This is a genomic window from Neomegalonema perideroedes DSM 15528 (assembly GCF_000374145.1).
GTDB lineage: Bacteria > Pseudomonadota > Alphaproteobacteria > Rhodobacterales > Rhodobacteraceae > Neomegalonema > Neomegalonema perideroedes.
The window spans coordinates 447317-473463 of the sequence record NZ_KB893653.1 but is presented as its reverse complement, the minus strand read 5'-3'; the positions used below and the strand labels follow the sequence as shown (position 1 = coordinate 473463).

General features: G+C 68.6%; 23 protein-coding genes. 12 read left to right on the top strand and 11 right to left on the bottom strand.

Translation table 11 applies throughout. The features are described 5' to 3' along the window. Positions 1 to 108 precede the first annotated feature (108 nt). From B161_RS0102305 to purH, 11 genes are all read left to right on the top strand, one after another. Positions 109 to 1131, top strand: a complete 1023-nt coding sequence (locus tag B161_RS0102305) for a type II secretion system F family protein (RefSeq protein WP_018631740.1) — start codon at positions 109 to 111, stop codon at positions 1129 to 1131. A 38-nt stretch (positions 1132 to 1169) separates the two neighbouring features. Then, positions 1170 to 2144, top strand: coding sequence for a type II secretion system F family protein (locus tag B161_RS0102300; protein WP_018631739.1), 975 nt, complete (start codon positions 1170 to 1172; stop codon positions 2142 to 2144). 271 nt (positions 2145 to 2415) lie between these two features. Next, positions 2416 to 3015 carry a cytochrome b gene (locus B161_RS0102295; protein WP_018631737.1) on the top strand — a complete coding sequence of 200 codons (600 nt, stop codon included), beginning with the start codon at positions 2416 to 2418 and terminating at the stop codon, positions 3013 to 3015. Between the two features lie 143 nt (positions 3016 to 3158). After that, a complete protein-coding gene (locus tag B161_RS0102290) occupies positions 3159 to 3890 on the top strand; it encodes an SIMPL domain-containing protein (RefSeq protein WP_018631736.1) in 732 nt (243 codons plus the stop codon). A 141-nt stretch (positions 3891 to 4031) separates the two neighbouring features. Beyond that, entirely contained in the window at positions 4032 to 5318 is a 1287-nt protein-coding gene (locus tag B161_RS0102285; protein ID WP_018631735.1) for a BaiN/RdsA family NAD(P)/FAD-dependent oxidoreductase, read from the top strand. Further along, on the top strand, positions 5308 to 7401 hold the full coding sequence (gene recG, locus B161_RS0102280) for an ATP-dependent DNA helicase RecG (RefSeq protein WP_018631734.1): 2094 nt from the start codon (positions 5308 to 5310) through the stop codon (positions 7399 to 7401). The genes B161_RS0102285 and recG overlap by 11 nt, the downstream gene beginning before the upstream one ends. Before the next feature lie 220 nt (positions 7402 to 7621). Then, complete coding sequence (locus tag B161_RS0102275; protein WP_026310134.1) at positions 7622 to 8887, top strand: hypothetical protein; 1266 nt, start codon at positions 7622 to 7624, stop codon at positions 8885 to 8887. A gap of 9 nt (positions 8888 to 8896) precedes the next feature. Further along, entirely contained in the window at positions 8897 to 9619 is a 723-nt protein-coding gene (locus B161_RS18495; protein ID WP_018631733.1) for a metalloprotease, read from the top strand. Beyond that, the gene (locus B161_RS16305; RefSeq protein ID WP_018631732.1) at positions 9616 to 10923 is read left to right on the top strand and encodes an RsmB/NOP family class I SAM-dependent RNA methyltransferase; all 1308 of its coding nucleotides are present in this window, start codon (positions 9616 to 9618) and stop codon (positions 10921 to 10923) included. The genes B161_RS18495 and B161_RS16305 overlap by 4 nt, the downstream gene beginning before the upstream one ends. Positions 10924 to 11022: 99 nt before the next feature. Beyond that, the gene (locus B161_RS16300) at positions 11023 to 12831 is read left to right on the top strand and encodes a heparinase II/III family protein (protein WP_018631731.1); all 1809 of its coding nucleotides are present in this window, start codon (positions 11023 to 11025) and stop codon (positions 12829 to 12831) included. A 112-nt stretch (positions 12832 to 12943) separates the two neighbouring features. Beyond that, positions 12944 to 14539, top strand: coding sequence for a bifunctional phosphoribosylaminoimidazolecarboxamide formyltransferase/IMP cyclohydrolase (gene purH / locus B161_RS0102255; protein ID WP_026310133.1), 1596 nt, complete (start codon positions 12944 to 12946; stop codon positions 14537 to 14539). Here the strand turns inward: purH and B161_RS0102250 are convergent. From B161_RS0102250 to petA, 11 genes are all read right to left on the bottom strand, one after another. Then, positions 14457 to 15080, bottom strand: coding sequence for a hypothetical protein (locus B161_RS0102250; protein WP_018631729.1), 624 nt, complete (start codon positions 15078 to 15080; stop codon positions 14457 to 14459). The two genes, purH and B161_RS0102250, sit on opposite strands and share 83 nt — an antisense overlap. A gap of 3 nt (positions 15081 to 15083) precedes the next feature. Further along, entirely contained in the window at positions 15084 to 15806 is a 723-nt protein-coding gene (locus B161_RS16295; RefSeq protein WP_018631728.1) for a CDP-alcohol phosphatidyltransferase family protein, read from the bottom strand. A 142-nt stretch (positions 15807 to 15948) separates the two neighbouring features. Beyond that, positions 15949 to 17562 carry a CAP domain-containing protein gene (locus B161_RS18490; RefSeq protein WP_169338261.1) on the bottom strand — a complete coding sequence of 538 codons (1614 nt, stop codon included), beginning with the start codon at positions 17560 to 17562 and terminating at the stop codon, positions 15949 to 15951. Positions 17563 to 17724: 162 nt separating this feature from the next. Further along, positions 17725 to 18639 carry a RadC family protein gene (radC, locus tag B161_RS0102235; RefSeq protein WP_018631726.1) on the bottom strand — a complete coding sequence of 305 codons (915 nt, stop codon included), beginning with the start codon at positions 18637 to 18639 and terminating at the stop codon, positions 17725 to 17727. Between the two features lie 4 nt (positions 18640 to 18643). Next, complete coding sequence (gene map / locus B161_RS0102230) at positions 18644 to 19453, bottom strand: type I methionyl aminopeptidase (protein ID WP_018631725.1); 810 nt, start codon at positions 19451 to 19453, stop codon at positions 18644 to 18646. 54 nt (positions 19454 to 19507) lie between these two features. Further along, positions 19508 to 20590: a nickel/cobalt transporter gene (locus tag B161_RS16285; RefSeq protein WP_018631724.1), complete on the bottom strand. Its 1083-nt coding sequence runs from the start codon at positions 20588 to 20590 to the stop codon at positions 19508 to 19510. After that, positions 20581 to 21249, bottom strand: a complete 669-nt coding sequence (locus B161_RS18485; protein WP_083922818.1) for a DUF1007 family protein — start codon at positions 21247 to 21249, stop codon at positions 20581 to 20583. Before B161_RS18485 ends, B161_RS16285 begins: the two co-directional genes overlap by 10 nt. Beyond that, positions 21246 to 22349, bottom strand: coding sequence for a chorismate synthase (gene aroC, locus B161_RS0102215; protein WP_018631722.1), 1104 nt, complete (start codon positions 22347 to 22349; stop codon positions 21246 to 21248). Before aroC ends, B161_RS18485 begins: the two co-directional genes overlap by 4 nt. Positions 22350 to 22475: 126 nt before the next feature. Further along, positions 22476 to 23255 (bottom strand): cytochrome c1, encoded by a 780-nt coding sequence (locus B161_RS0102210; RefSeq protein WP_018631721.1) that lies wholly within the window; start codon positions 23253 to 23255, stop codon positions 22476 to 22478. A 19-nt stretch (positions 23256 to 23274) separates the two neighbouring features. Next, positions 23275 to 24585 carry a cytochrome b gene (locus B161_RS0102205; protein WP_018631720.1) on the bottom strand — a complete coding sequence of 437 codons (1311 nt, stop codon included), beginning with the start codon at positions 24583 to 24585 and terminating at the stop codon, positions 23275 to 23277. A gap of 13 nt (positions 24586 to 24598) precedes the next feature. Continuing rightward, positions 24599 to 25177 carry a ubiquinol-cytochrome c reductase iron-sulfur subunit gene (gene petA, locus B161_RS0102200; protein WP_018631719.1) on the bottom strand — a complete coding sequence of 193 codons (579 nt, stop codon included), beginning with the start codon at positions 25175 to 25177 and terminating at the stop codon, positions 24599 to 24601. A 297-nt stretch (positions 25178 to 25474) separates the two neighbouring features. Here petA and ssb point away from each other — a divergent pair, with 297 nt between their 5' ends. Next, positions 25475 to 26041, top strand: a complete 567-nt coding sequence (gene ssb / locus B161_RS0102195; protein ID WP_018631718.1) for a single-stranded DNA-binding protein — start codon at positions 25475 to 25477, stop codon at positions 26039 to 26041. Positions 26042 to 26147 lie beyond the last annotated feature (106 nt).

Genomic DNA, 26147 nt, shown 5'->3' with positions numbered 1-26147 from the left:
TCGCGGATTCCAGAGCCGGGGGCGGCGTCGCGCAAGGATTTATGAGGCTTCGTCGCCCTATGATCCCCCACAGGATCGGATCGGGCCGGCTTCAGGAAAGGGCCTCCCATGGACGTCTTCAGCACTATCGTCGCGCATCTGCCGTCGCAGCATGTGGTCTATCTGACGGGCGCGACCACCTTCATCGCGGTGGCCGGGCTTCTGACGGCTCTGGTGGGCCTGCCCGCCGACGGCGGCGGCAAGTTCTCCCGCCGGCGCCTGACCGGCGCCATGGCGCGCAAAGGCGCCGCGACCTCGATGGCGGCCTCCACCGCCGCCGACCGCAAAAAAAGCATTCAGGATCAGGTCAAGAAAAGCGAACGCCGCCGCCTGACCCAGACCAGCCCGAATAATCTCGGCCTCCTGCTGGAGCGCGCGGGCGTCCATCAGACCGTCTTCAGCTATATGAGCGTCTTCCTCGGGATCGCGCTCTTCGTGGTGGCGGCGCTGATTCTGGCGGTGAAGGTCTCGCCGATGGTGGCCCTGCTCTCGCTGCCGGTGACGCTCTATTTCCTGCCGCGCTGGTGGCTCAAGCGCAAGATCGGCAAGCGCGAGAAGAAATTCATCGAGGAGTTCCCCAACGCCATCGACGTTCTGGTGCGCGGCGTGCGCACCGGCCTGCCGGTGAACGACGGGCTCAAGCTCATCGGCCGCGAGATGCAGGAGCCGGTCGCCGGCGAATTCCAGCGCCTCGTCGACAGCTTCACGGTGGGCGTCTCGATGGAGGACGGGCTCAAGCGCATGTACGACCGTCTGCCGCTGGCCGAGGTCAACTTCTTCTCCATCGTGCTGATCATCCAGAAGCAGACGGGCGGCAACCTCGCCGAGGCCCTGACCAACCTCAGCACGGTTCTGCGCGACCGCAAGAAGCTGAAGAACAAGATCAAGGCCCTCTCCTCCGAGGCCAAGGCCTCGGCGAGCATCATCGGCTCTCTGCCCTTCCTGCTGGGTCTGGTGCTTTACTTCATGTCGCCGGACTACATCGGACTGCTCTTCACCGAGGAGCTCGGCAACATCCTGCTCGGCATCGGCCTCTTCTGGATGGGGCTGGGCGTCTTCGTCATGCAGCAGATGATCGCCATCGACATCTAAGGCCCCTCCGATCTGAAGGCCCGTCTGGGAGATTCCTCATGAACCCCGATCTGATCCTTACGCTCACGCCTTTCATCGCGCCGCTGCTCGCCGGCTTCGCGGTGGGCGGAGCCCTCTACGCGCTGATCGGCATGAAGAGCTCCGAAGCGAGCTCCCTGACCGAACGGCTCGAAGCGGTCCGCAGGCGCCGCGAGAGCCTGCGCGGCCTCCATCGCATGGACTCGGTCGCCGGCCGGCAGCAGGGTCCGACCGCGGATAAGAAGATCCGCGCCATGCGGAACACGGTGGAGAAATTCCGCCTTCAGGAGATGATCAACGACACCGGCCTGCGTCAGAAACTGGCGCGGGCGGGCTTCCGCAACCGCAACGCGGCCATCGTCTACGTGTTCTTCTGCGCCATGCTGCCCATCGTGGCGGCCTCCATGGCGCTGGTCTACATGTGGATGTTCCGGGCGGGCGACTTCGACCTGTTCCGGACCTCGGCGGCGATGCTGGTGGCGGCGGCGGCGGGCTATTACGCGCCGACGGTCTTTCTCAGCAATCTGACGCAGAAGCGTCAGAAGGAGATGCTCCGCGCCTATCCGGACGCGCTGGACCTCATGGTCATCTGCGTGGAGTCCGGCATGTCCATCGAAAAGGCCTTCCACAAGGTCATGCATGAGATCTCGCCGCAATCCAAGGCGCTGAGCGAGGAGATCGGCCTGCTGACCGCCGAGCTCTCCTTCCTCGGGGACCGCGGCCTCGCCTATGAGAATTTCGCCAACCGCACGGGCCTTCAGCCGGTCAAGGCGCTGATGGGCGCTCTGGTGCAGGCCGAGAAATACGGCACGCCCGTCGGACAGGCCCTGCGCGTGCTCTCGGAGGAAAGCCGCGCCGAGCGCATGTCCTTCGCCGAGCGCAAAGCGGCGGCCCTGCCCGCCAAGCTGACCGTTCCGATGATCGTCTTCTTCCTGCCGGTGCTGTTCATCGTGATCATCGGCCCGGCCATCCTGCAGGTGCGCGATCTGATGTGAGGCGCCGCGCCCTCCTCCAAGAAGCTCCGCAGAGGGCGCGTCCGGAACGGGCGCGCCCTCCGCGCATGAAGGCCGCGCATGAAGGCGCCCTCACGCGAAAGCGAGCGGATCGGCGCGCGGGCTCCCTTGCCTCGGCGGGCGGAGCGGGCCAATCTCGCCGCGCCGGATCCCAGCCCAGCCAGACCCGCCTCTCTCCCGCAGAAGGCCAGCCAAGCCTGAGTCCGCCTGTCCCGCCTCGCTCCCCCGCCTCGCTTCCGGAGTCCGCCCGCCCATGCCCGCCGCCAAATCCTCCGCTCTTCGCCTGACGGATTCGCCCGCCGCCTACGGCCTGATCAGCAAATTCCTGCATTGGGGGATGGTCGGGCTTTTCGTCTGGCAATTGACCAGCGTGCTGCTGCGCGTCTTCTTCTGGGAGAGCGGCGGCGAGGCTCAGGCCGCCGCCCGCGCCATGTGGCGGACTCATCATCAGGTGGGCGTCCTGATCCTCGGCTGCGCGCTTCTGCGAGGCTCCTGGGGCCTGCTCAACGCCCGCCGCCGTCCGCCGCATGAGGACTCCGTTCTCGGGCGGGCGGCCTGGCTCGGACATCTGGCGCTTTACGCCCTGATGATCCTCGTCCCGAGCATCGCCGTCCTGCGCTTTCACGCCATGGCCCGCGCGCCGCTGAACGCCTTCGGCTTCGAGATCCTGCCGCAAGGCCCGGCCCCCAACGAGGCCCTGCGGTCGATCGGCGACCTGCTCCACGGCCCGCTCGGCTGGACGCTCTTCGCGCTGATCTTCGGCCATATCCTCATGGTGGTCCTGCATCAGGTCTTCTGGAGGGACGCGACCCTCGCGCGCATGACCGGAGAAGGCGCCCCGCCCGTCGCGTGATCCGCCGCTTTTTTGAACGCGGTTCCGAACGCGGGGCGAAATTCCACGTTTTCGCCCCAATCCGCGCCCGGAAGGCTCTTTTTCCGCCATGATGGACGGCCTATATGCGCCGCAGGACGTCCATCCTTCCAAGGGAGCTTTTCATGTCGCGTTTCGTTTTCCGCCCCGCCGCTCTGGCCGCCGCTCTGGCCTTCTCGGGCCTTCTGGCCGCCCCCGCGGCTTTCGCCGACGACCGCCTGATCTCGGTTTCGGGCGAGGGCTCGGCCACGGCGGCCCCCGATCTCGCGACCGTCTCGGTCGGCGTTCAGGTGCAGGCCGAGAGCGCTCAGGAGGCCGTCGCGCAGAACGCGACCCGCATGACCGCCGTCTTCGAGGCGCTCAAAGCCGCCGGAATCGAGGATAAGAACGTCCAGACCTCCAATTTCAGCCTCGGCCCCCGCTATGAATGGGTGCAGGAGGGTCAGGGCGGCGGCGGACGTCAGGTGCTGCGCGGCTATGAGGCGACCAACACGGTCAACGTCCGTCTGACGGATCTCTCCAAGGTCGGCCCCACCCTCGACGCTCTGGTCGGCGCGGGCGCCAATCAGTCGGCGGGCGTGAATTTCGACATCGAGAACCGCGACGAGCTGCTCAAGGCCGCCCGCCGCGAGGCCGCGCTCAACGCCCGCGCCAAGGCGCAGGAATACGCCGAGACCCTCGGCGTGACGCTCGGCAAGCTCAACGGCCTGAGCGAACAGGTCTCCGGCCCGAGCTTCCCGGTGGTGGCCTTCGCCCGCGCCGCCGCCGCGCCGATGGCCGCGCCGCCGACCCCCATCGCGGGCGGCGAGCAGAGCATCAGCGTCACCGTGACCGGAACCTGGCAGATCGCGGATTGATCCGCCTCTGAAACTCCGCCGCTTTTCTTTGGAGCCTCCCCTGATCCGCCGGATCGGGGGAGGCTCTTTGCGCTCTGGCTTTTCCGTCCGGCGCGGCTTATCCCCAAGGCCTCCCGATCTTTGTGAAGGCCCCGCCCGCGCATGACCTCCTCCGCTCCCCTCGCCCTCGTGATCGGCGCCGGACCCGCCGGACTCATGGCCGCCGAGATCCTCGCCCGCGCCGGAGCCCGCGTCCTCGTCGCCGAGCGCATGGCGAGTCCGGGACGCAAGCTGCTCATCGCGGGGCGCGGCGGTCTGAACCTCACCCACACCGATCCTGAGGAGCGCTTCCTCAGCCGCTACGGCGCGGCGGCGAAGGCTCTGGCCCCGGCGGTGCGGGCCTTCCCGCCCGAGGCTCTGACCGAATGGGCCGAAGGTCTGGGACAAAAGCTGTTCGTCGGCAGCAGCGGGCGGGTCTTCCCCGAAGAAATGAAGGCTTCGCCTTTGCTGCGGGCCTGGCTGAAGCGGCTCGGAGATCTCGGCGTGGAGCTGCGTCTCCGCCGCCGCTGGACCGGCTGGACGCCCGAAGGCGCATGGCTCTTCGAGACTCCCGAGGGACCGGAGGAGATCGCGGCGGAGGCGGCGGTTCTGGCGCTTGGCGGCGCGAGCTGGCCCCATCTCGGCCCGGACGGCGCATGGACCGAGCTTCTGGCCGCCAAAGGCGCGGCGATCACGCCTTTCAGCGCCGCCAACAGCGGCTTCCACGTCGCTTGGCCGGAGGATTTCGCCGCCCGCTTCGCCGGGACGCCTCTGAAGCGCGTCGCCATAGCCTGCGGCGCGGCGCGGGTCATGGGCGAGGCCATGATCGACCGTCGCGGGATCGAAGGCGGCGCGATCTACGCGCTCGGCCCGGCCATCCGCGCGGAGCTGGCTCTGCGCGAGACGGCGGAGATCCGCCTCGACTTGCGCCCGGATCTGAGTCTGGGGGCTTTGGCGGAGCGCCTCGCGGCGCCGCGCGGCAAACGCTCGCTCTCGACCCATCTGGAGAAAGCCGGAGGGCTCGCGCCCGTGGCGCGCGCTCTGGCGCGTCTGGCGGGGCCTTTCGAGGGCGAAGACCCCGCCAACAATCCAAAAGCTTTGGCGGCGCGGATCAAAGACGTCCCTTTGACCCTTGGCGCGGCTTTTCCTCTGGAGCGCGCCATCTCCAGCGCGGGGGGCCTGCGCTGGTCGGAGCTGACGCCGGATTTCGAAACGCGCCGTCTGCCGGGAGTCTTCTTCGCGGGCGAAATGCTCGATTGGGAGGCGCCGACGGGCGGCTATCTGCTGCAAGCCTGCTTCGCCACCGGAGCGGCGGCGGGACGGGCGGCGGCGAAGCGCCTCGGGCTCACGCCGCCGGAAGATCTTGCAAGCCCGCCGAATTCCTTAGATTCTCAAGATCATGCGCCCTGAAATCCTCTATCCGCTCTTCGCCGAACCTCAAAGCCTTGAGGGCGTCGGCCCCAAGACCGCCGCCGGACTCGAAAAGCTCGGCGCGCGCAGCGTCGGCGACATGCTGGGGATTCTGCCGACCGGCGGCGTGGATCGCCGCCTTGCGCCCGACGCGGGCGCCTCCCTTCCCGGCGCGGTCATGACGCTGGAGCTGAAGATCCTGCGTCACCGCAATCCCGTCCGGCAAAACATGCCCTGGCGCGTCGAGACGGAGGATATGGCGGGGACTCCGGTGAGCCTCGTCTTCTTCCATCCCAATCCGCAGCATATCCAGAAGCAGCTTCCCGTCGCCGCGACGCGGATCATCTCCGGCAAGCGCGAGGATTTCGACGGAACGATTCAAATCATCCACCCGGAGCATATGCTCCCGCCCGAAGAGGCGGAGAAGCTTCCGGCCTTCGAACCGACTTATCCCACGGCGGGGGGCCTCGCGCCGCGCACCATCGCCAACGCCGTGGCCAAGGCCCTCGCCCAAGCGCCCGACCTGCCGGAATGGCTCGACGGCCCGCTCAAAGCCCGCGAGAACTGGCCCGGCTGGCTGGAGGCGGTCACAAGCCTGCATCAGCCCAAAAGCCGCGCCGATCTCGATCCGCTCTCCCCCGCCCGGCGACGCCTCGCCTATGATGAAATGCTCTCGCATCAACTGGCCCTCGCGCTGATGCGGGCGCAGATGCGACAGAAGCGGCGGGGCTATTCCAATCCGGGCGACGGCAGCCTGAGGGCGAAAGTCTGGGCGGCTCTGCCCTTCGGCCCGACCGGAGCCCAGACCCGCGCCATCGCCGAGATCGAGGCCGATATGGCTTCAGAGAACCGCATGCTGCGGCTGCTGCAAGGCGACGTCGGCGCGGGCAAGACCCTCGTGGCGCTGATGGCGATGCTCATCGCGGTGGAATCCGGCGGACAAGCCGCGCTCATGGCCCCCACCGAGATCCTCGCGCGCCAGCACGCCGAGAGGCTCGCGCCCTTGGCGGCCAAGGCGGGCCTGCGGCTGGAGGTCCTCACCGGGCGCGACAAGGGCAAGGCCCGCGCGAAATTGCTCGAAGAGCTGGCGGCGGGCGAGATTCATCTGCTCGTGGGCACCCATGCGCTGTTTCAGGGCGAGGTGGGCTTCAAGGATCTGCGCCTCGCGGTGGTGGACGAACAACATCGTTTCGGCGTGAACCAGCGCATGGAGCTGGCCGCCAAAGGCCATGGCGTCGACATCCTCACCATGACCGCCACGCCCATTCCGCGCAGCCTCGCGCTGATGTCCCATGGCGACATGGATTTCTCCGTGCTCGACGAGAAGCCGCCGGGCCGCAAGCCCATCGTCACGCGGCTGATCTCCATGGCGCGCTACGACGAAGTGACCGACGGCCTCGGGCGGGCTTTGGCTTCGGGGCGGCGGGCCTATTGGATCTGCCCTCTGGTGGAGGAATCCGCCGCCTCCGATCTGCCCGCCGCCGAGGCGCGTCATCGGGCTTTGGCGGGGCTCTTCGGGGCGGAGCGCGTGGGGCTGGTCCATGGGCGCATGTCGGGCGCCGAGAAGGACGAGGCCATGTCCCGCTTTCAGCGCGGCGAGACGCAGATCCTCGTCGCCACCACCGTGGTCGAGGTCGGGGTGGACGTGCCCGAAGCCAGCGTCATGGTGATCGAGCAGGCGGAGCGCTTCGGCCTCGCGCAGCTGCACCAATTGCGGGGGCGCGTCGGACGCGGCGCGGAGAGCTCGGCCTGTCTGCTGCTCCATGCGCCGGGGGCGCTCGGCGAGACGGCGCGCAAGCGGCTGGAGACCATGCGCGAAAGCGAGGACGGCTTCCTCATCGCCGAAACCGACCTGAAGCTGCGCGGCGCGGGGGATCTGCTCGGGGTGAAGCAGGCGGGGCTTCCGGCCTTCCGCTACGCCGATTCGGAGGCCCATGACGAGCTGCTCGCCATCGCCCGCGACGACGCCCGGCTGATCATGACGCGTACGCCGGATCTCGCCTCGGAACGGGGCCGGGCTCTGCGCATTCTTCTGCATCTGATGAGACGTGACGAAGCCGTGAAATACCTCTCTTCCGCGTAAGGAAAGGCAGGAATGCCTTGACGAATCCTTTCCGATTCTTCACCATCCGGAGGTCTGCGCCCCTCAGGAGACGCAGACAAGCGGCCCGCCGCCGCTTCGGGATTCGTCCCATCATCTCCGGAAAGGCCGAAAGACTTACAAGCCGCAGCTTTCGCTGCGGCTTTTTTTCGACGCCCTCCGTCTGCGGCGCGATCTTGCGCCCCGTCGAGGCGGGCGCCATGTGAGCCTGATGACGCGTCAGACGACCCCCTCAGCCGCCGCGCGGACCTCGCGCCTGCTCCCCGCCCTCCTCTGGCGGAGCGGACAATTCCTCGTCGCCCTGAGTCTGGTGAACTGGGGGGCGCCCATCCTGCTCTCGGAGCGCTCGCCTGAGCATCTGCTGCGTCAGGGGCTGATGGAGGCCTTTCAGGCCGAGGCCACGCCCGAAAAGCTGACGCTCGACATGGACGCGGCCCTCGCCGCCGGAGAGATCGACGACGCGGTTCTGCTCAAGGAGGCGGCGGATCTGGCCGGGATCGCGCTGCCTCAGCGCCAGCTCGACCGCCTCGCCGCCGAAACCACCGGCTTCGCTCAGGCCCGCCGCACGGCCTATGATTGCGGACGCGGCTTCATCCTCGGTTCGGGAGACGGCGCGGCGGGGATCGGCTGCGCGGTGGTCTCGGATTTCTCGGTGGTCGGCGACCTGCGGGATCTGGCGCGCGAACTCCCGAAAGAAAACCCCAATGATCTGATCGTGGGTCTGGCGGCGGTGGGTCTGGCTCTGGAGGCGGGGATGCTCGTCAGCCTCGGGGCCACGGCGCCCGCCAAGACCGGGGTCTCGGTGGCGAAGTCGGCGGCGCGCTCGGGCCTGCTCTCGGGGCCTCTGGCGCGCGAGCTGCGGGGCGCGGTGGGCGAGGCGGTGGACCTCAACCGTCTGCGCCGGACGGGCCGCGCCGAGGAGGCGGGCGAATTGGTCCGCGCGCAGGGGCTGACCCGCCTGACCCGCCCGATGGGCGACCTGAAGACCGTCTACGACGCCGGGGGCTGGCGCGCGACGCGGCAAGTCCTCAAGATCAGCGACAGCGCCGACGACGTCGCCGACGCCGCCCGCGCGGCGCGGGCGCTCAAGGCCGATTCGGCGCCGGTGATGCGGGTGCTGGGCAAAGGCGCCTTGCGGGGGACGAAGATCGTCGTGCGGGGCGCATGGAAGGTCGCCAGCGCCATTTTCGCGGTGATCGCGGGGATCTTCCAGATCCTGCTCGTGGCGCGGGATCTGCTCCGGGGGAGTCTGCGGCTGGGCTGGTGGACGCTGAAAAGCTTCTTCAAGGCCTTCCGCGCCGGAATCCGGCCTCGGCCGCGCTCCGCCGCTCCGCCGCAAGCCCCTCGCCCGACGGCGGCCGCGCCTCCGCGGCTCGACGCGCCGCTGGAGCTTCCGCCGCCGCGTCGCGCGCTCCCCCATGCTCCCCCCCATGCTCCCCATGGCGCCTTGCGTGAAAAGGCGCTATGAGCGGCCCTTATGCGCCAAGAAACCCGCAACGACCTCATCCTCGCCGTCCTGTTCTTCGCCGTCGTCACGATGTTGACGGGAAGCTGGATTCTGGCCCTTCTGTTCATGTTCGCCCTCGGCTGGCATGAATATGGGCATGTGCTGGCCTTCCGGCAGGCGGGGCATAAGCGCGTGCGCTGGCGCTTCATCCCCTTTCTCGGCGCGGTGGCCTGGTCCGGCGCCCCGACGCGCAGTCAGGTCGAGCGGCTGTACATCGCGCTGATGGGGCCGGGCTTTAGTCTGGTCCTTCTCGTCCTCTGCCTGCTCGCGCGGGAGATGGTCCCGGTCGGGAGTCAGGAAAGCTGGCTCCTCAGCTACGCCGTTTTGACCATCGGCATGCTCAACGCGGTGAACCTGCTGCCGCTCTGGCCTCTGGACGGCTCGCATGTGCTGCGGGCCATGCTGGCCGGATGGGCGCCGCCGGGTCTGGCGCGGAGCATCCTGATCGCCAGCGGCGGACTTCTGGTGATTCTGGCGGCGATCAAGGGGCTTTTCGTCATCAGCATCTTCGCGAGCCTGCAGATCATGGCGCTGATCCGCTTCGAATCCGAAGCCGACGAAGCCGCCGTGCGTCTGCTGACGCCTCAGGAGCGCCGCCTCGGCGCCGTGGCCTATTTCGCGACGCTGGGCGCGCATGGTCTGGCGGGCTGGCCCTTCATCGCCAGCTTCACAGGTCTGGACGCCTTCCTATGACGAAAACCGACGTCGAATTTCAGGCGGGTCTGGCGGCCCGCGCCGCCGCCGTGGAGATCCTTGAGGGCGTGCTGGCCGACGGCCGCCGCCTCGACGAGCTTTGGGCCCGCGCCGAGGGCCTGCCGCCGCGCGACGCCGGATTCGCCCGCGCCCTGACCTACGCCGCCCTGCGCGAATTCGGACGGCTGCAATTCGCCCTCGCGAGCTTCCTGCCCAAGCCGCCCGAAGGCCGCGCGGGCGCGATTCTGCTCTGCGGCGCGGCGGAGCTTCTGGTTCTGAAGGGCGCGCCCCACGCCGCCGTGGATTGCGCGGTGCGTCTGGCCAAAGGCGGCTCGGCGCGGCGGCTCGCGCCTTTGGTCAACGCGGTCCTGCGGCGGATCTCCGAGGTCGGGCCGGAGGCCTTCGGCGAGCTGGATCCCGAACTCAACGCCCCGGACTGGCTGCTCAAGCGGCTGAAGGGGAATTTCGGCGAGGCCGGGACTCTGGCGATCCTCGCGGCCCATCGGGCCGGGGCGCCTCTGGATCTCACGCCGCGCGATCCCGCCGAAGCGGCGCTTTGGGCCGAGAAGCTCGGCGCGCGCCTGACGCCGGGCGGAGCTTCTCTGCGGCTTCAGCCTCAGGGCGCCGTGACGGCTCTGCCGGGCTTCGCCGAGGGCGCTTGGTGGGCTCAGGACGCCGCCGCCGCCTTTCCTGCGCGGATGCTCGGCGACGTGAAGGGCCTGCGGGTTCTGGATCTCTGCGCGGCGCCGGGCGGCAAGACGCTTCAGCTCGCGGCGGCGGGCGCCGAGGTCACGGCTCTGGACGTCTCGGACTCCCGCTTAGAGCGCCTGAGCGAGAACCTCGCCCGCACCGGGCTCAAGGCGGAGATCGTCGCGGCGGACGCCCTCGAATGGCGCCCCGAATCGCGCTACGACGCCATCCTGCTCGACGCGCCTTGCTCGGCCAGCGGCACCATCCGCCGCCATCCGGATCTCCCGCACCTGCGGGGCGCGAAGTCGGGCGGGCCGGAGAAGGGCCTCTCGCTGATTCAGGATCGCCTGCTCCGCCGCGCCGCCGATTGGCTCAAGCCGGGGGGCGCGATGGTCTACGCGGTCTGCTCGCTCTGGCCCGAGGAGGGGGCGCAGCGCGTCACGGCTCTGCTCAAGGCCCGCCCGGAGCTGCGCCGCGAGGCGCCGCCCGCCGGAGCGGTCCCGCCGGAGCTTCTCGACGCCTCCGGCGCGCTCTCCACGCGGCCCGACCTCTGGCCGGAGACCGGGGGGATGGACGGCTTCCACGCGAGCCTGCTGCGCAAGGCGCCCGCCTGAGGAGAGCCATTCCCCGCGTGACAATCCCGGCGCTCTGGCCTAAATCTTCCAAGGCTTTAACCATCAGGCGAGGGGCGGCATGGGGGGGAGCGCAGGCGCATGAACAGCCCGAAGAACAAGGGCGCGCGGACTCCCGGAGCCGTGACGCGCCGCCTCACCCGCAGCTTCGACGACGCGCGCGGCTGGTGGCGCGGAGTCTCCGCGCGGCGTCTGGCCGACAGCGGCCCTCTGCCGGATCATTTCCTCCATCGCTTCGAGCCGATCCTCGCCGGATGGCCCGAACGCGCCGAGCGCATGGCTGAGGGAATCTTCCACGCCGAAGGCCATTCCGTGAAGGCCCTCGACGCCGATCCTTGGGCGCAATCCCCGCCGAGCGAGCTTTGGGCCGAGGCCATGCACGGCTTCGGCTGGCTCAACAACTTCCGCGCCGTGGACGGCGGACCGGCCCGCGCGGCGGCGCGGCGGCTCGTCGAGAGCTGGCTGCGGGAGGCGGGATCCTGGGACGCGGTGGGCTGGCGGCCCGCCGTCTTGGGCGACCGGGTGGCCGCCTGGATTCTGCATGGCGCGCTCCTCACCGAAAACGCGGAAATGGTCTATCGCAGCGCGGTCTTCCGGAGTCTGGCGGCTCAGGCGCGTTTTCTGCGGCGGGCCCTCCGCGACGAAAGGATTCCCGCGCGCCGGGCGCGGGCGGCCATAGGTCTGGCCACGGCGGGGCTCGGGCTGGAGAGCCACGGCGAGCTTTACGCCGACGGGCTCGCCCATCTGGAGGAGGCGCTGGATCACGCCCTGCTCCCGGACGGCGGCCCGGTCTCGCGCAATCCCGGCGAGGCGCTGGATCTGCTGGAGAAGCTGGTTCAGCTGCGCGCCAATCTGCTGACCGCCCGCCGCGAGATTCCCCCCGCCCTCGTGGACGCCATCCAGCGCATGACGCCCATTCTGCGGCTCTATCGTCAGGCGGACGGCGGCCTCGGGCTGTTCAACGGCGCCCGCGAGGAGACCGACGGCCGCGTCGAGCGGGTGCTGGCGGCTTCGGGCGTGAACTCTCCCGCCCCGCCCCGCGCCATCGAAAGCGGCTTTCAGAGGCTCTCGCGCGGACGCACGGTCATCCTCTTCGACACCGGCGCGCCGCCGCGCGGCCCCTCCTCCGGCGAGGCCCATGGCGGGACGCTCTCCGTCGAGATCGGCGTGGGGCGTCGGCGGATGGTGGTGAATTGCGGCGCCGGCTCCCATATGGACCCCCAATGGGAGATCGCCTGTCGCGGCGCGGCGGCCCATTCCACGCTCTGCCTCGACGAGGCTTCTCCCGTGACCTTCTCGCCCGGCGAGAACGAGCCGCATCGGCTGATCCTCTCCGGCCCCAACCGCATGGAGAACGAGCGCCGCGACGAATCCGAGGGTTCATGGGCGCTGGGGGGCCATGACGGCTATCTGGACCGCTTCGGCTATCTCTATTATCGGCGGCTTTTCCTCGGGGCGAACGGCGACGATCTGCGCGGCGAGGACACGCTTTTGCGTCCCGACGATTCCCGCCACGTCTCTCGCCGCGAGAAGATCCCCTTCGTGATCCGCTTCCATCTGCATCCCGATGTGGAGACGGAGCTCGATCCGGAGCGGCGCTTCGCGCTGCTGGCTCTGCCGGGCGGCGACGCTTGGGTGATGCGCCAGCTCGGCGGGCGGCTGGAGATCGAGGACAGCGTTTATATCGGACGCGCCGCCGCGCCCCGTCCGACGCGCCAGCTCGCGGTCTACGCCGAAGCGCGCGGGCCCTCCTCTCAGGTGAAATGGAGCTTCCGGCGCGCTCTGGAGGGCGGCGCCTCGCCGCGCGACTTCGCTCCGGTGGACATGCGCTGGGCGACGGATCCCTCGGAGGAGGCTCTGGCTTTGCCGCCGCCGCCCTTCAGAGGGTGAGTTCGGCGGCTGAAACCGCGCGAAAAAGCCCGGGCGCGGCGCCGCGCCCCCTAGCCAAAAGCGCCTCGCCATGGTTCAAGCCCCCGGATTCATTCTCGCCGGGGGGCCTTCCATGACCGATTCCGTCGCGCCTTTGCGTCGCGCGCTGATCTCCGTTTCCGACAAGACCGGGCTGGAGGACTTCGCCCGCGCCCTCGTCGCCCAAGGCGTCGAAATCCTCTCGACGGGCGGCACGGCCAAGGCGCTCGCCGCCGCCGGACTCTCCGTGCGGGACGTCTCGGAGGTCACGGGCTTCCCCGAAATGATGGACGGCCGCGTCAAGACGCTGCATCCCAAGGTCCATGGCGGCCTGCTGGCTCTGCGCGGGAACGCCGATCACGAGGCCAGCATGGCGGCTCATGAGATCGGCCCCATCGACCTGCTGGCGGTGAACCTCTACCCCTTCGAGGCCACCCTTGAGCGCGGCGCGGACTTCGAGGATTGCGTCGAGAACATCGACGTGGGCGGCCCCGCGATGATCCGCGGCGCGGCCAAGAACCATGCGCATGTCGCCGTGGCCGTGGAGCCCGAAGACTACGCCGCCATCCTCGCCGATCTGGAGGCTTTGGGCGGCACCTCGACGGTTCTGCGGCGACGTCTGGCCGCCAAAGCCTTCGCCCGCACCGCGAGCTATGACGCGGCCATCGCCGGTTGGCTCGAAGCCGAGACGGCTCGGCCCGAAGATCCGGCCCCGCGCTTCGCGGCCTTGGGCGGGCGTCTGGCGCAGAGCCTGCGCTATGGCGAGAATCCGCATCAGCGGGCGGCGCTTTACCTCACCGCCGACGCGCGCCCCGGCGCGGCGCGGGCCAAGCTGATTCAGGGGAAGGAACTCTCCTATAACAACCTCAACGACGCCGACGCCGCTTATGAGCTGGTCGCGGAATTCGCCGGAGGCGCTCCGGCCTGCGTGATCGTCAAACACGCCAATCCCTGCGGCGTGGCCTTGGGCGGCAGCCTCGTCGAGGCCTATGAACGCGCCCATGACTGCGACCGGACTTCGGCTTTCGGCGGGGTGGTGGCGGTGAACCGCCCCCTCGACCGCGCCGCCGCCGAGGCCATCACGCGGATCTTCACCGAGGTCGTCATCGCCCCCGAGGCCGATGCGGAGGCCCGCGCCGTCTTCGCGGCCAAGAAGAACCTGCGCCTGCTCATCGCCGGGAGCCTGCCCGACCCGACCGCGCCGGGCTGGGTCTATAAGCCCATCGCGGGGGGCTTCCTGCGTCAGAATCGCGATTCAGGCCGCTTGCTGCTCTCGGATCTGAAGATCGTCACCAAGCGCGCCCCGACCGAAGCCGAATTGCGCGACATGCTCTTCGCCTGGCGCGTGGCGAAGCATGTGAAGTCCAACGCCATCGTCTACGCCAGGAACGAGGCCACGGTGGGCGTGGGCGCGGGCCAGATGAGCCGCGTGGACTCCACCCGCATCGCCGCCCGCAAGGCCGAGGACATGGCCGAGGTTCTGGGCCTGAGCGAATCGCCGACCCGGGGCTCGGTGGTGGCTTCGGACGCCTTCTTCCCCTTCCCCGACGGGTTGTTGACGGCGGCGGCGGCGGGCGCCACGGCGGCGATTCAGCCCGGCGGCTCGATCAAGGACGCCGAGGTGATCGCGGCGGCGGACGAGGCCGGTCTCGCCATGGCCTTTTCGGGAATGCGGCATTTCCGACACTGAATCCTGAGCCGCGCGCGGGAGGCCCGAGGCTTCTCCGCGCGCGGATCGCCAGAATCTGAAGGATCAGCCAGATCCCCAAAGCGATGGCCGCGCCCTCCGCGCCCAAGCCTTTGAGCAAAGGCCATGCGGAGGCCGGACCGAAGATCAGCGCCACGGAGAACATCCCAAGCGCCAACGGCAAGCCTCCGCTCAGACCCGGCAGGCCCCCGTAAAATCCGAGGCCGAGCAGGCCCGCGAATCCCACGCCGACGAATTGAGCGCCGAAAAGAATCGCCAGCGGAAAGCTCAAAAGCGCGCGCAGCCAGCCCCGCTGCCCCTCGCGCCCAAAGCCGCCGGAGAGCGCGATTCCAGAGGCGAAGCCCGCCAAACCGCAGACCAGCGCCAATCTCCGCAAGTCCTCGGGCCCGGATTCCGCCGCCACGCCCGTCAAAGCTCCGAGGGCGGCGCCCGCCAGAGCCGTCAGCGCGCCTATGGCGAGACGCAGCCTGAAGCCGCCCTCCTCGCGCCATGGACCGCCCCAAGCCTCGCGCCGAGTCTCCATGGCTCAGCGCGCCGCGCCTTTAGGCTTCACGCGGAAATAGCCGAGCCCCAGAAAATAAACCCCGATCAGGCAGAGAACCCAAATCGCCCAAGGCGCCGGATCCATGTTCTCCCAGATGGCGTAAAGCGCCAGAACCGACCAGACCGCCATGAGGCTCAGCGTCGCCGAGCGCAGCATCTTCACCCGGAACAGATGCACGAACATATAGCGCGAGAAGGTGAAGACGCTCAGGAAGGCGATGACGATGAAATTCGCCCATGCGGGCGGATCCAGAAGGAAGATGTAGAAGACCACCAGATTCCAGACCATCGGAAAGCCCTGAAACCATCCGTCTTCGGTCTTCATCTCCTGATCGGCCATATAAAAGGCGCTGGTGAGCAGGATCATGGCGGCGGCGACGGCGTTCCAGCCCGGCGCGAGATAATCGGTCTGCATCAGCGCGAAGACCGGAATGATGGCGTAGGTGAAGTAATCCACGAGGCAGTCGATGGCCTCGCCCGAGAAGCGGGGCGCGAAGCGCTTCACGTCGTAGCGCCGGGCGAGCGACCCGTCCACGCCGTCCACGAAGAGCGCGAGGGCCAGCCAGAGGAACATCGCCCGCCAATCCCGCTCCGAGGCCGCCAGAAGCGCCATGAAGCCCCAGACCGTTCCCGTGGCCGTGAAGATGTGGATGGCGAGGGCGCGCCTGCGTTCGAAAGGCGTCCCCTGAGGCGAAGGCTCGGTCATGGCGCTGCGACCCTTGTTCTATGAAGAATGGGCCGCGTCATGGCATTGAACGCGCGTCGGGCGCAAGACCGCAATTCGGCCCTGCGCCCGGATCAGGCTCGCGCGGAGGGAGAAGCGCCCTGAAGCGCCCTCGCTCTTTTGGTCAGTTCAGGAAGCTGAGCAGCCGTCCGCCGACTTGCTCGCCGGCCACGACGGTGGTGACGCTGCGCGTCACCCAGCCGCTGCGTCCGCCCGCCACCGGAGCCTCAAGCCGCCGCTCGACGGCGATCTGCACCGCCGAGCCGTCGTAGACCGGCGTGACGACGCGGGTCGTCGTGGTCGTGACGGAGGGCGTCGCCTGAGCCAGCAGGACCGGAGCCGGGTCGTAGAGCGGCGCCGGACGCGGAGCCGGAGAGCTCAAAGGCGCCTGAGCGAGATGCGTGGGCGCGGGATCATAGGTCGGGGCCCGGGCCAGCAGGACCGGAGCCGGGTCGTAGACCGGCGCCGCGACGAAGCCGCGGCTTCCGCCGACGCCCGCGTCTCCCCGCTCGTAGACCGGCAGAGAAGCCGTCTGCTGCGTCGGAACGGCCAAGCCGCCGATGGAGCCGGTCTGCAATTCGGAGAAGCCGTTGAAGGCCGCCTCGTAAACCGGCGCGACCGGCGCCTGAGCGACCTGAACCGGGGCGTAGGCCGGAGCGGCCGCGGCGAAGCCCGTGGCGGGCGCGCCGGAGAAGTCGCCCACGGCGTCGGTGAAGATCGCGGCGAGGCGCACGCCGCCCTCGACCACCTCGACCCCCAGCCCGACGCTGGCGTAAGAGCCGTCCAGCAGAGCCTGCATGTTGCTGGGCTCGCGGGCCCAGGTGTCGAGCATGGTCTGCGCGAGGTTCTCGGCGGACCAGGCGACGTTGTCGCCCTTCCAGACCGTGGCGGCCACGCGGCGCGCGCCGGTGGCGGCGCTGGCGCGGCCCAGAAGGCCGCCGTCGGCGTTCATATGCCCGGCGCGGCCCATTTCGCGGCTGCGGTCGCGGGCGAAGCCGGCGAGGCGCTGATCCACCCGAAGCGCCGCGAGGCCGTTGCGGGCCCGCACGGCGTTGATCGCGCTGAGGGCCGAGGCCTCCATGGAGGAGCCGAAGCCCGCCGGAGCGACCGGCGCGGGCGCCGGAGCCGCCGCCATGAGCGTCTCGCCCGCCACGCCGCCGCCGGAGGCGCCGTAAAGCATGGTGACGTAGATCGTTTCGCCGCGCTGGGCCACGCCCACGCCTGCGGTGGTGAATTCGCCCTCCAGCAGATTGCGCCGATGGCCGGGGCTGTCGAGCCAGTTGTCGACGGTCTGCTGCGAGACGCCCGAGGGACGCCAGTCGATCTTGCCGCGGGCGGTCCAGAGATTTTCAGCGGCGCGGCCGAGGCGCTGCATATGTCCGCCAAGACGGCTTTTCAGGGTCGAGCCGTCCGGGGAGACATGGCCGAAAAAGCTTTCCGCCAGCATTTTGCGGCTATAGCCCGCCGCGATGGAATCGAGCGCCGCGTCGCGGCTGAGCGGTCCGAGGCCCTGCTGAGCGCGCGCCTGATTGGCGGCGGCCATCACCTCCTCGACCATGCGGGCCTCGAAATTCGCCGCATCGCGCGGCGGAGGCGCGAAGCTCGCGGCTTCGGCGGCGGTCAGCGAAACCGTCTTGGACCAAAGCAGCGGGTCCGCCTGCGCCGGAGCGGTCAGGAGGCACGCCAGCGTCAAAGCCGCCGTCGCGCCGCCGGCCATCCCAAGAGAGCCGCAGGTCATAGAGAAGATGACTCTTTTCTGCATCACTGTGCCTATTTTAATCCGAAGTCCTTGACTTCGTTTGGCTCCCGTCCCTCCGCCCTTGTGGCGAAGTCTTTCCGACCCGTCAAGCCCATCCAAAGGGCGCGCTTTACTCCGTACCAAGCCGAAGATTTCCGGCTTTTAAAGCAAATCCCGCGCCCTCAGGCTGACCTCCGCCTTTTTTCCCACAATAAGATGATCGATCAGTTGAACTCCGACCGCTTCAAGCGCTTTTTTTACGTCTTTCGTCGTCCGGACGTCTGCGGCGGAGGGGGTGGGATCGCCTGTCGGGTGATTATGGGCCATGACCACGCCCGAAGCCCGCAACTCCACCGCGCGTTTGGCCACCTCCCGGGGATAGACCGGCGCATGATCCACCGTTCCCCGGTTGCGGGCTTCGTCGGCCATAAGGGTGTTTTTCTTATCGAGAAACAGGAGCCGCACCTCCTCGACAGGCAGATGCGCCATGCGGGTGCGGCAATAGGCCACGATCTCCGACCATTGCTTGAAAGCGGGGCGATTGAGGACTTTCGCCTGCGCCAGACGATGCGCGGCGGCCTCCACGATCTTGAATTCGACGATGGCCGAATCACCTAAGCCCGCCACCTCGCGCAGACGGGCGGGCTCCGCCGAGAGGACGCCCTCCACGTCGTGGAAGCGCCCGAGCAGAGCCTTGGCCAGAGGCTTCACGTCGCGGCGGGGAATGGCGCGAAAGAGCAAAAGCTCAAGCAATTCATAATCATGCACCGCATCCAGCCCGCCTTTCAGAAAGCGGGCGCGCAGCCGGTCGCGATGTCCGGCGTGGAGCGGGATCTCCGAGGATTTCGTCGAGCGTTGCGGAGCTTCGTCTTCAAGAGGCTCCTCCGCCGATTCCTCGGGGGAGGCTTCGGCGGCCCCGGCCTTTTTTCTGCGGGCGGGGGCGGAAGCGGAGGCGGGCGCGACGGATCGGGCGGGCGCGGCGTCGGCGAAGCCGAAAAGGGAAGGTTCGTCAGGCTCTTGCCCCGCCCCTTTCCCTGAGCTTTTCGGCGCGCCCCTTCGCCCCCCCGCTCCCGTCATGCGTTCAGCGCAGCCATGGGGGCGCGAATCGCCCGGCGGGGGAGAGGGTGAAGATCTCCACGCCCTGATCCGTCACCCCGACGCTATGCTCGTATTGCGCCGAGAGCGACATGTCGCGCGTGACGGCGGTCCAGCCGTCGGCGAGGATCTTGGTCTCGGGGCGGCCGAGGTTGAGCATGGGCTCGATGGTGAAGAACATCCCGGAATGGATCGCCTCGCGTCCGCCCTGTCGGCCGTAATGGAGCACGTTGGGGGAATCATGGAAGACCCGCCCCAGCCCATGGCCGCAGAATTCGCGCACCACCGAGCAGCGCCGTCCCTCGGCGTAATGCTGGATGGCCGCGCCGATGTCGCCGAAATGCCCGCCGGGCTTCACGGCCTCGATGCCGAGCATGAGCCCGTGATAGGTGGTTTCGATCAGGCGCTTCGCCTTCACGCTCGGCTCGCCCGCGACGTACATGCGCGAGGAATCGCCATACCAGCCGTCGACGATCACCGTCACGTCGATGTTGAGGATGTCGCCGTCCTTGAGCGCCCGCTCGCCGGGGATGCCGTGGCAGACCACATGATTGATCGAAATGCAGCTCGCATGCTGATAGCCGCGATAGCCGATGGTGGCCGAGGTCGCGCCGGAGGCTTCGACGAAATCCTGACAGAGCTTGTCGAGAGCGGCGGTGGTCGCGCCGGGGCGCACATGATCCTCGATCATGTCGAGAACCTCGGCGACGACGCGTCCGGCGCGGCGCATGCCCTCGAAATCCTCGGGCGCGTAGATGCGGACGCCATCCGGCGAACGAGCGGCTTCAGTCTTCATCGGTTTTCGCATTCTCCCTCATCTCCGGAAGTTTGAGCCAGATCCGGCGGACGATCAAGTCGTTTGGCGGGCCGCGCCCAGCAGGGCGGGCCCCGAAGGCGGCGCCGTCAGGGCGGCGGCGAGCGAAAGCCCGCCCATCAGCGCCAGAGCCAGCCCGAAGGCGACCGCGAGTCCGCCCGCCCAGCGGCGGGCTCCGGCGGCGCGTCCGGCGCCGAGCCTCTCGGCCAGTCCGAGCGCCCCCGCGAAGCCGAGCGCCACGCCGCCCGTCGCGGCCCCGACGCCGAGGCCCATGGCCAAAGCCGCGAGGACGCCCGTCCAGGGCCAGCCCATGGCCCAGGCGGCGGTCAGGAGCATCAGCGCCCCCGTGCAGGGCCGGACGGCCGTCGCCGCGACCACCGCCAGACGCGCCCGCCAGGAATCGGCGGCGGCCAGAGCGGCGGGATCCGGCCCATGGGCGCAACCGCACTGCGGGCCATGCTCATGAGCGGCGGAGGGGGCGGGAAGGGCCTGAGCCGCCATATGGGGAGCCTCCGGCGCGAAAGCCAGAGCGAGCGCCCGTCCCGAAGCCGCGCCGCCGCCCGGCGAGGCCAGCTGAAAAACCGGCGCGGAGGCGGGAACGGAGAGAGGCGCGGCGAGGGGGCGGCTCCGCCAGATTCCGAGGCCCCGCCAAGCCAGCCAAAGCCCGAGGCCGATCATCAGGGCGGCGGAGAGCGGCGTGAAGACTCCCTCCGCCAGCCCGACGGCCCTTCGCCCGCCCCGGTCGAGGATCAGCAGCAGCCCATAGACCAGAACCACCGCGAAGACCGCCTGAGCCAAAGCCGCCGTCAGCGCCAGCCCCGCCGCGCGTCGGGCCGGGGCGCGGGCGGCGACGGCGTAGGCCGCGACCAAGGCTTTGCCATGTCCCGGCCCGAGCGCATGCAGCACGCCATAGAGAAAACTCGCGCCGACCAGCGCCGCGCGGCCGCCCCAAGGATCCTCGCGCATCAGCCGCAGCCCCGCCGTGAGGCTCCGATGGGCCTCCTGCTGGCGCTGCTGAAGCCAAAAGGCGGCGTCGCTCCAGCCGAAGGCCGATGCCGCCGCAGGCGCGAGAATCAGCGCGCCCGACGCGCCCAGAGCGCAGAGCGCCCTCATCCGCATGAGAGGCCGATCCGGTCGGCGAAGACGAAGCCCGGCTCCTCCACGCCCTCGATCTCGGGAGTCTCCTCGGCGGCGAACTCCAGCAGGCGCTTTTGCAAAGCGCGGTCGACATGGGCGGGGGCGCGGGTCAGCAAGCAGCCCTCGACCGCTTCGGGTTCGAGAGTCGCGCCGTCCTCGGCGTCGAGCAGCTTGATGGAGGCGTAGAAATAAGGATCGTAGATCCGCAGCTCGACGCCCTCGCCCTCCAGAGCGGCGGGCTCGGCCAGAGGCGCGACGTAGGAGAGCGCGAAGCGGTCGCCGATCTGCATGGCGTGGGCCTCTTCGGCGGGCTTCAGAGCCAGCTTCCCGCCGCCCCCCGCCGGACGGACATGCACATACCAATTCCACATGTCGAGGCCGTTGAGATTCTGCTCGGCGGCGAAGATCTGCTCCTCGTCGGTCCAGACGCCGTCTTTGTCGGCGTCCAGCTCCAGAGCCTCGGCCATATAGGCGGTGTAGATCTCATCGAAGACCAGATGCAGCCGCACGCCCGTCAGACGGCGCTGATCGTCGAGGAGAAGCTCCGTCTGGGCGTCCGCGAAGACATGCGGATGGGCCGCCAGAGGCCCCCCCGCCAAAACCGCCGCCAAAGCCGCAGCCGCCCCCGTCCGCCTACTCATCCGATCCGCCCTCCGCCGTTTTCGCCGACCTGTCCGCGATGGAGCAGAAGATGATCGGCCAGAGTCAGGGCCATCATGGCCTCGCCCACCGGCACGGCCCGGATTCCCACGCAGGGATCATGACGGCCTTTGGTGATCAGCTCCACCTCGTTTCCGGCCTTGTCGATGGTGCGCCGGGGCGTGAGGATCGAGGAGGTCGGCTTGACCGCGAAGCGCGCGACCACCTCTTGTCCGGTGCTGATTCCGCCGAGGATTCCCCCGGCTTTGTTCGAGAGGAAGACGGGGCCTTCGTTCCCCATGCGCATTTCATCGGCGTTTTCGGAGCCCGTCAGCGCGGCGGCGGCGAAGCCCGCGCCGATCTCGACGCCCTTCACCGCATTGATCGACATCAGCGCCGAAGCGAGATCCTGATCCAGCTTGCCGTAGATCGGGGCGCCCCAGCCCGCCGGAACGCCCTCCGCGACGACCTCCAGCACGGCGCCGATGGAATCGCCGGATTTGCGCAGAGCCTCCAGCTTGGTCGCCCAACGCGCGGCGGCGGCGGCGTCCGGAGACCAGAAGGGATTGCGCTCGGTCTCAGCCCAATCCCAAGCGGCGCGGTCCACTTCGTCGGCGCCCATGGCGACCATGGCCCCGCGAATCCGCACCTGAGGCGCCAGAGCCGCGAGGATGACGCGCGCCACCCCGCCCGCCGCCACGCGGGCCGCCGTCTCGCGGGCCGAGCTGCGCCCGCCGCCGCGATAATCGCGGATTCCGTATTTGGCGAAATAAGCGTAATCGGCATGGCCGGGCCGGAAGCTCGCGGCGATCTCGCCGTAATCCTTCGAGCGCTGATCCCCGTTGCGGATCATCAGGCTGATCGGCGTTCCGGTGGTTCTTCCCTCGAAGACGCCGGAGAGGATGTCGACCTGATCCTCCTCGCGGCGCTGAGTCACGTATTTGCTGGTGCCGGGCTTGCGCTTGTCGAGCCAAGGCTGAAGATCGGCCTCGCTCAGCGGCAGGCCGGGCGGACAGCCGTCCACCACCGCGCCGAGGGCCGGGCCATGGCTTTCGCCCCAAGTCGTCACGCGCAGAAAGCGGCCGAAGCTGTTGACGGACATTCCGCCTCCCCATCAAACCAAAGAGGCCCGGGACGGCTTTTCAGCCTCCCGCGCCCCCCTGTTCCAGAATTCCGACCGCTCCCGGCGAACCGAAAGCGCGGCGTGCGCTCCGCCCGAAGGCGGACGTCACGCCTCCGGGTGTTTGATCTTCTTCCAGAGCTTCTTATTGGTCAGCCAGAGCAGGAGGCTGAAGAAGGCGAGGAAGATCACGTTCCGCAGGCCCGCGCTCTTGCGGGCGACCATGTCGGGCTCGGCCGCCCAGGCGAGGAAGACCGCCACGTCGTTGGCGTATTGCTCGACCGTGCGCGGCACGCTCTCGTCGGCGTATTCGACCAGATCGTCCGACAGCGGCGGGGCCATGCTCAGGGCGCCGCTCTCGAAGGCGTGGTTCTCATAAAGGATGGAGCCCGCCTGCTCGATCTCCTCGCCGGTGTAGCTGGTGAGGAGCGAGTAGATGTAGAGCGGGCCGCCCACGCGGGCCTTGGCCATGAGCGTCAGATCGGGCGCTCCCGCCGAGGTCACCGCCGGGAAGTTGTCCGAGAGCAGCGCCGTGCGCAGATCGCCCGGCTCGCCTTCAGGATCCGGCACTTCGTAATGCGCCGCCATGGCCTGAGCCTGACCGCGCGAGAAGCGCGGGCCCTCGGCGTTGCCGAGGCCGGTCTGGCGCTCATAGGCCATGATGTCGCGGATCGGCAGATATTGCAGGCCGTGGCAGGCCTTGCAGACCGTATCGTAGACTTGGAAGCCGCGCTGGAGTTCGGCCTGATCATAATGGCCCAGAGCCCCCTCGAAGGAGAAGCTATGGTCTTTCATCTCTCCGCCGCCGCCGGCGGCGAAGGCGGAGGAGGCGGCGCCCAGACCGAGCGCGAGGCCCAGAGCCGCCATGGAGATCGACGATTTCGTCATGGTCCTGTCCCTCTGGCGCTTAGTGGCTGTGGCTGGAGCCGCCGACGGCGGCCGCGGCCGGAGCTTCCGGCTGATGGGTCGGCGGATGCTTGGCCGCGAAATCCGCCTCGATGGACTCGGGCAAGGGCTTCGCCTTCTCGATCATCCCGACGACCGGCATGACGATGAGGAAGTGGATGAACCAATAGGCGGTCGCGAATTGGCCGATCAGGATATAGGGCGGTTCGGCCGGTTTGCCGCCGACCCACATCAGCAGGAAGAAGTCCAGCGCGAGGATCCAGAAGAACCAGCGGTAGATCGGACGATAGCGCGTGGAGCGCACCCGCGAGGTGTCGAGCCAAGGAATGAAGGCCAGAACCGCGATGGCGCCGAACATGGCCAGCACGCCGCCGACCTGAGAGGGGATCGCGCGCAGGATAGCGTAGAAGGGCAGGAAGTACCATTCCGGCACGATATGCGCGGGCGTGACCAGCGGATTGGCTTCGATGTAGTTGTCGGGGTGGCCGAGGTAGTTCGGCGCGAAGAAGACGAAGGCCGCGAAGACGGTCAGGAAGACCATGACCGCGAAGAGATCCTTCACCGTGTAATAGGGGTGGAAGGGAACGGTGTCCTTCTTGACGTTCTCAAGGCTGTCCTTGCGGACCTCGACGCCGGTCGGGTTGCCGTTGCCGACATGGTGGAAGGCCCAGATATGCAGCACGATCAGGCCGGCCAGCACGAAGGGCAGCAGGTAATGCAGCGCGAAGAAGCGGTTGAGGGTCGGGTTGTCGACCGAGAAGCCGCCCCAGAGCAGCGTGCGCGCGTAATCGCCCACCACCGGAATCGCGCCGACGATGTTGGTGATCACGGTGGCGCCCCAGAAGCTCATCTGGCCCCAAGGCAGCACGTAGCCCATGAAGGCCGTGGCCATCATGATGAGGTAGATCACCACGCCGATGATCCACACCAATTCGCGGGGGGCCTTATAAGACCCGTAGTAAAGCCCGCGGAAGATATGGGCGTAGACCGCGATGAAGAAGAAGGAGGCGCCGTTCGCATGGGCGTAACGGAGCAGCCATCCGCCGTTCACGTCGCGCATGATGTGCTCGATGGAGGCGAAGGCCTTGTCGACATGCGGCGTGTAATGCATGGCGAGGACCACGCCCGTGACGATCTGGTTGACCAGCATCACCACCAGCGCCACGCCGAAGATCCAAGCCCAGTTCAGATTCTTGGGCGTCGGAAAGGCCATGAAGTCGCGCGCGAAGCCGATGATCGGCAGGCGCTGCTCGAACCAGCCGGCGGCCGAACCGGGCGCGGCTTTATAATGCTCTTGCGGAATCGTTCCCATCTCGCCGTCCCCCTCAGCCGAGCTTGATCACGGTGTCGCTCACGAAAATCGCGGGCGGCACGTCGAGATTGCGGGGAGCGGGACCTTTGCGGATGCGTCCGGCGGTGTCGTAATGCGAGCCGTGGCAGGGGCAGAACCACCCGCCGAAATCGCCCGCCTCGCCCAGCGGCACGCAGCCCAGATGGGTGCAGACGCCGAGCATCACCAGCCATTCCTCGCGGCCGCCCAGAGAGCGGTTCACGTCGTTGGCGGGAGAATCGGGCGGCAGATTCTCATTGCGCGCCAGACCGTCGGGCAGATCGGCCACCGGCGTTTCGCGCGCGGCGGCGATCTCCTCTTCGGTGCGGCGGCGGATGAACACCGGCTTGCCGCGCCATTTCACGGTGATCTGCTGACCCGGCTCGACGGAGCCCACGTCCACCTCGATCGAGGCGAGCGCCAGCACCGAGGCGGCGGGATTCATCTGATCTACGACCGGCCAAGCCACGGCCGCGGCGCCGACGACGCCCGTCGCCACCGTAGCCACATAGATGACGTCGCGCCGGGTGGGCTCCGCCCCCTCATGCGCTTTCGCCCCATGAACGTTCGCCATATTCAGCCGGCTCCCTTCCTTGGCCCATCCAATCGGCCTCGGGTCCCTCCCCCGTAGCTCCACGGCTTGCGCATGCGCTCGCGCGCGGAGACGGCGGCCCGCTTCCTTTCGCGTTCATAACCAGAAGCGGAGGGCGGGTCTAGGGGGCGCGGGAATGAAATGGTCGCGCCGGGCGCGGCTTGCCGCCGCAAGCTCCGGGGCTCCGGCTGCGCGTCCGGACGCCTTTCTTCTGGCTTCCGCGCGCGGGGGCGGCTATGTTTTCTTCAAGAACATTTCCAGCACGAAAGAACAGGCACCATGGCCGGCAGCGTCAATAAAGTCATCCTCATCGGCAATCTCGGCGCCGATCCGGAGGTGCGCCAGACTCAAAACGGCAAGCAGATCGCCAATCTGCGCCTCGCCACCTCCGAAAGCTGGAACGACCGGGCCACCGGCGAAAAACGCGAACGCACCGAATGGCATCGCGTGGTGATCTTCTCGGAGGGGCTGGCGCGGGTGGCCGCGCAATATCTGCGCAAGGGCAGCAAGGTCTACGTCGAGGGCCAGCTGCGCACCCGCAAATGGCAGGATCAATCCGGCGCCGAGCGCTATAGCACCGAGGTCGTTCTGGACGGCTTCAACTCCACTCTGACCATGCTCGACGGAGCCCCCGGCGGCGGCGGCGGACGCGGCGCTTCGGGCGGCGGCTCGGGCGGCGACGATTTCGGCGGCTATGGCGGCGGTTCGGGCGGCGACGACTTCGGCGGCTACGGCGGAGGCTCGGGCGGCGGCGGAGTCCGCGAAGGCGGACGCGGCGGCTCGGGGAGCGGTTCGGGCGGCGGACGTTCGGGCGGCGGCGGCCTCGACGACGAAATCCCCTTCTGACCGCAAGCGCGGGAATCCGGGCGCGGGGCGGCGAGACGGCCGAAATTAAAAATACGACGTCCGGCGCCCGCGTTAGACATTTATCCGCCTTTCTCGCCCCAAACTC

Excerpts from the sequence above, each read along its gene's own strand:
- aroC (WP_018631722.1), bottom strand. The coding sequence starts at position 22,349 with ATGTCCGTCAACAGCTTCGGCCGCTTTCTGCGCGTGACGACTTGGGGC.
- recG (WP_018631734.1), top strand. The coding sequence starts at position 5,308 with ATGCGCCCTGAAATCCTCTATCCGCTCTTCGCCGAACCTCAAAGCCTT.
- B161_RS0102250 (WP_018631729.1), bottom strand. The coding sequence starts at position 15,080 with ATGGAGACTCGGCGCGAGGCTTGGGGCGGTCCATGGCGCGAGGAGGGC.
- B161_RS0102210 (WP_018631721.1), bottom strand. The coding sequence starts at position 23,255 with ATGACGAAATCGTCGATCTCCATGGCGGCTCTGGGCCTCGCGCTCGGT.
- purH (WP_026310133.1), top strand. The coding sequence starts at position 12,944 with ATGACCGATTCCGTCGCGCCTTTGCGTCGCGCGCTGATCTCCGTTTCC.
- B161_RS0102295 (WP_018631737.1), top strand. The coding sequence starts at position 2,416 with ATGCCCGCCGCCAAATCCTCCGCTCTTCGCCTGACGGATTCGCCCGCC.
- B161_RS16295 (WP_018631728.1), bottom strand. The coding sequence starts at position 15,806 with ATGACCGAGCCTTCGCCTCAGGGGACGCCTTTCGAACGCAGGCGCGCC.
- B161_RS18495 (WP_018631733.1), top strand. The coding sequence starts at position 8,897 with ATGCGCCAAGAAACCCGCAACGACCTCATCCTCGCCGTCCTGTTCTTC.
- B161_RS0102285 (WP_018631735.1), top strand. The coding sequence starts at position 4,032 with ATGACCTCCTCCGCTCCCCTCGCCCTCGTGATCGGCGCCGGACCCGCC.
- radC (WP_018631726.1), bottom strand. The coding sequence starts at position 18,639 with ATGACGGGAGCGGGGGGGCGAAGGGGCGCGCCGAAAAGCTCAGGGAAA.
- B161_RS0102290 (WP_018631736.1), top strand. The coding sequence starts at position 3,159 with ATGTCGCGTTTCGTTTTCCGCCCCGCCGCTCTGGCCGCCGCTCTGGCC.
- B161_RS18490 (WP_169338261.1), bottom strand. The coding sequence starts at position 17,562 with ATGACCTGCGGCTCTCTTGGGATGGCCGGCGGCGCGACGGCGGCTTTG.
- ssb (WP_018631718.1), top strand. The coding sequence starts at position 25,475 with ATGGCCGGCAGCGTCAATAAAGTCATCCTCATCGGCAATCTCGGCGCC.
- B161_RS16285 (WP_018631724.1), bottom strand. The coding sequence starts at position 20,590 with ATGCGGATGAGGGCGCTCTGCGCTCTGGGCGCGTCGGGCGCGCTGATT.
- B161_RS18485 (WP_083922818.1), bottom strand. The coding sequence starts at position 21,249 with ATGAGTAGGCGGACGGGGGCGGCTGCGGCTTTGGCGGCGGTTTTGGCG.
- B161_RS0102205 (WP_018631720.1), bottom strand. The coding sequence starts at position 24,585 with ATGGGAACGATTCCGCAAGAGCATTATAAAGCCGCGCCCGGTTCGGCC.
- B161_RS0102305 (WP_018631740.1), top strand. The coding sequence starts at position 109 with ATGGACGTCTTCAGCACTATCGTCGCGCATCTGCCGTCGCAGCATGTG.
- B161_RS16300 (WP_018631731.1), top strand. The coding sequence starts at position 11,023 with ATGAACAGCCCGAAGAACAAGGGCGCGCGGACTCCCGGAGCCGTGACG.
- B161_RS0102300 (WP_018631739.1), top strand. The coding sequence starts at position 1,170 with ATGAACCCCGATCTGATCCTTACGCTCACGCCTTTCATCGCGCCGCTG.
- petA (WP_018631719.1), bottom strand. The coding sequence starts at position 25,177 with ATGGCGAACGTTCATGGGGCGAAAGCGCATGAGGGGGCGGAGCCCACC.
- map (WP_018631725.1), bottom strand. The coding sequence starts at position 19,453 with ATGAAGACTGAAGCCGCTCGTTCGCCGGATGGCGTCCGCATCTACGCG.
- B161_RS16305 (WP_018631732.1), top strand. The coding sequence starts at position 9,616 with ATGACGAAAACCGACGTCGAATTTCAGGCGGGTCTGGCGGCCCGCGCC.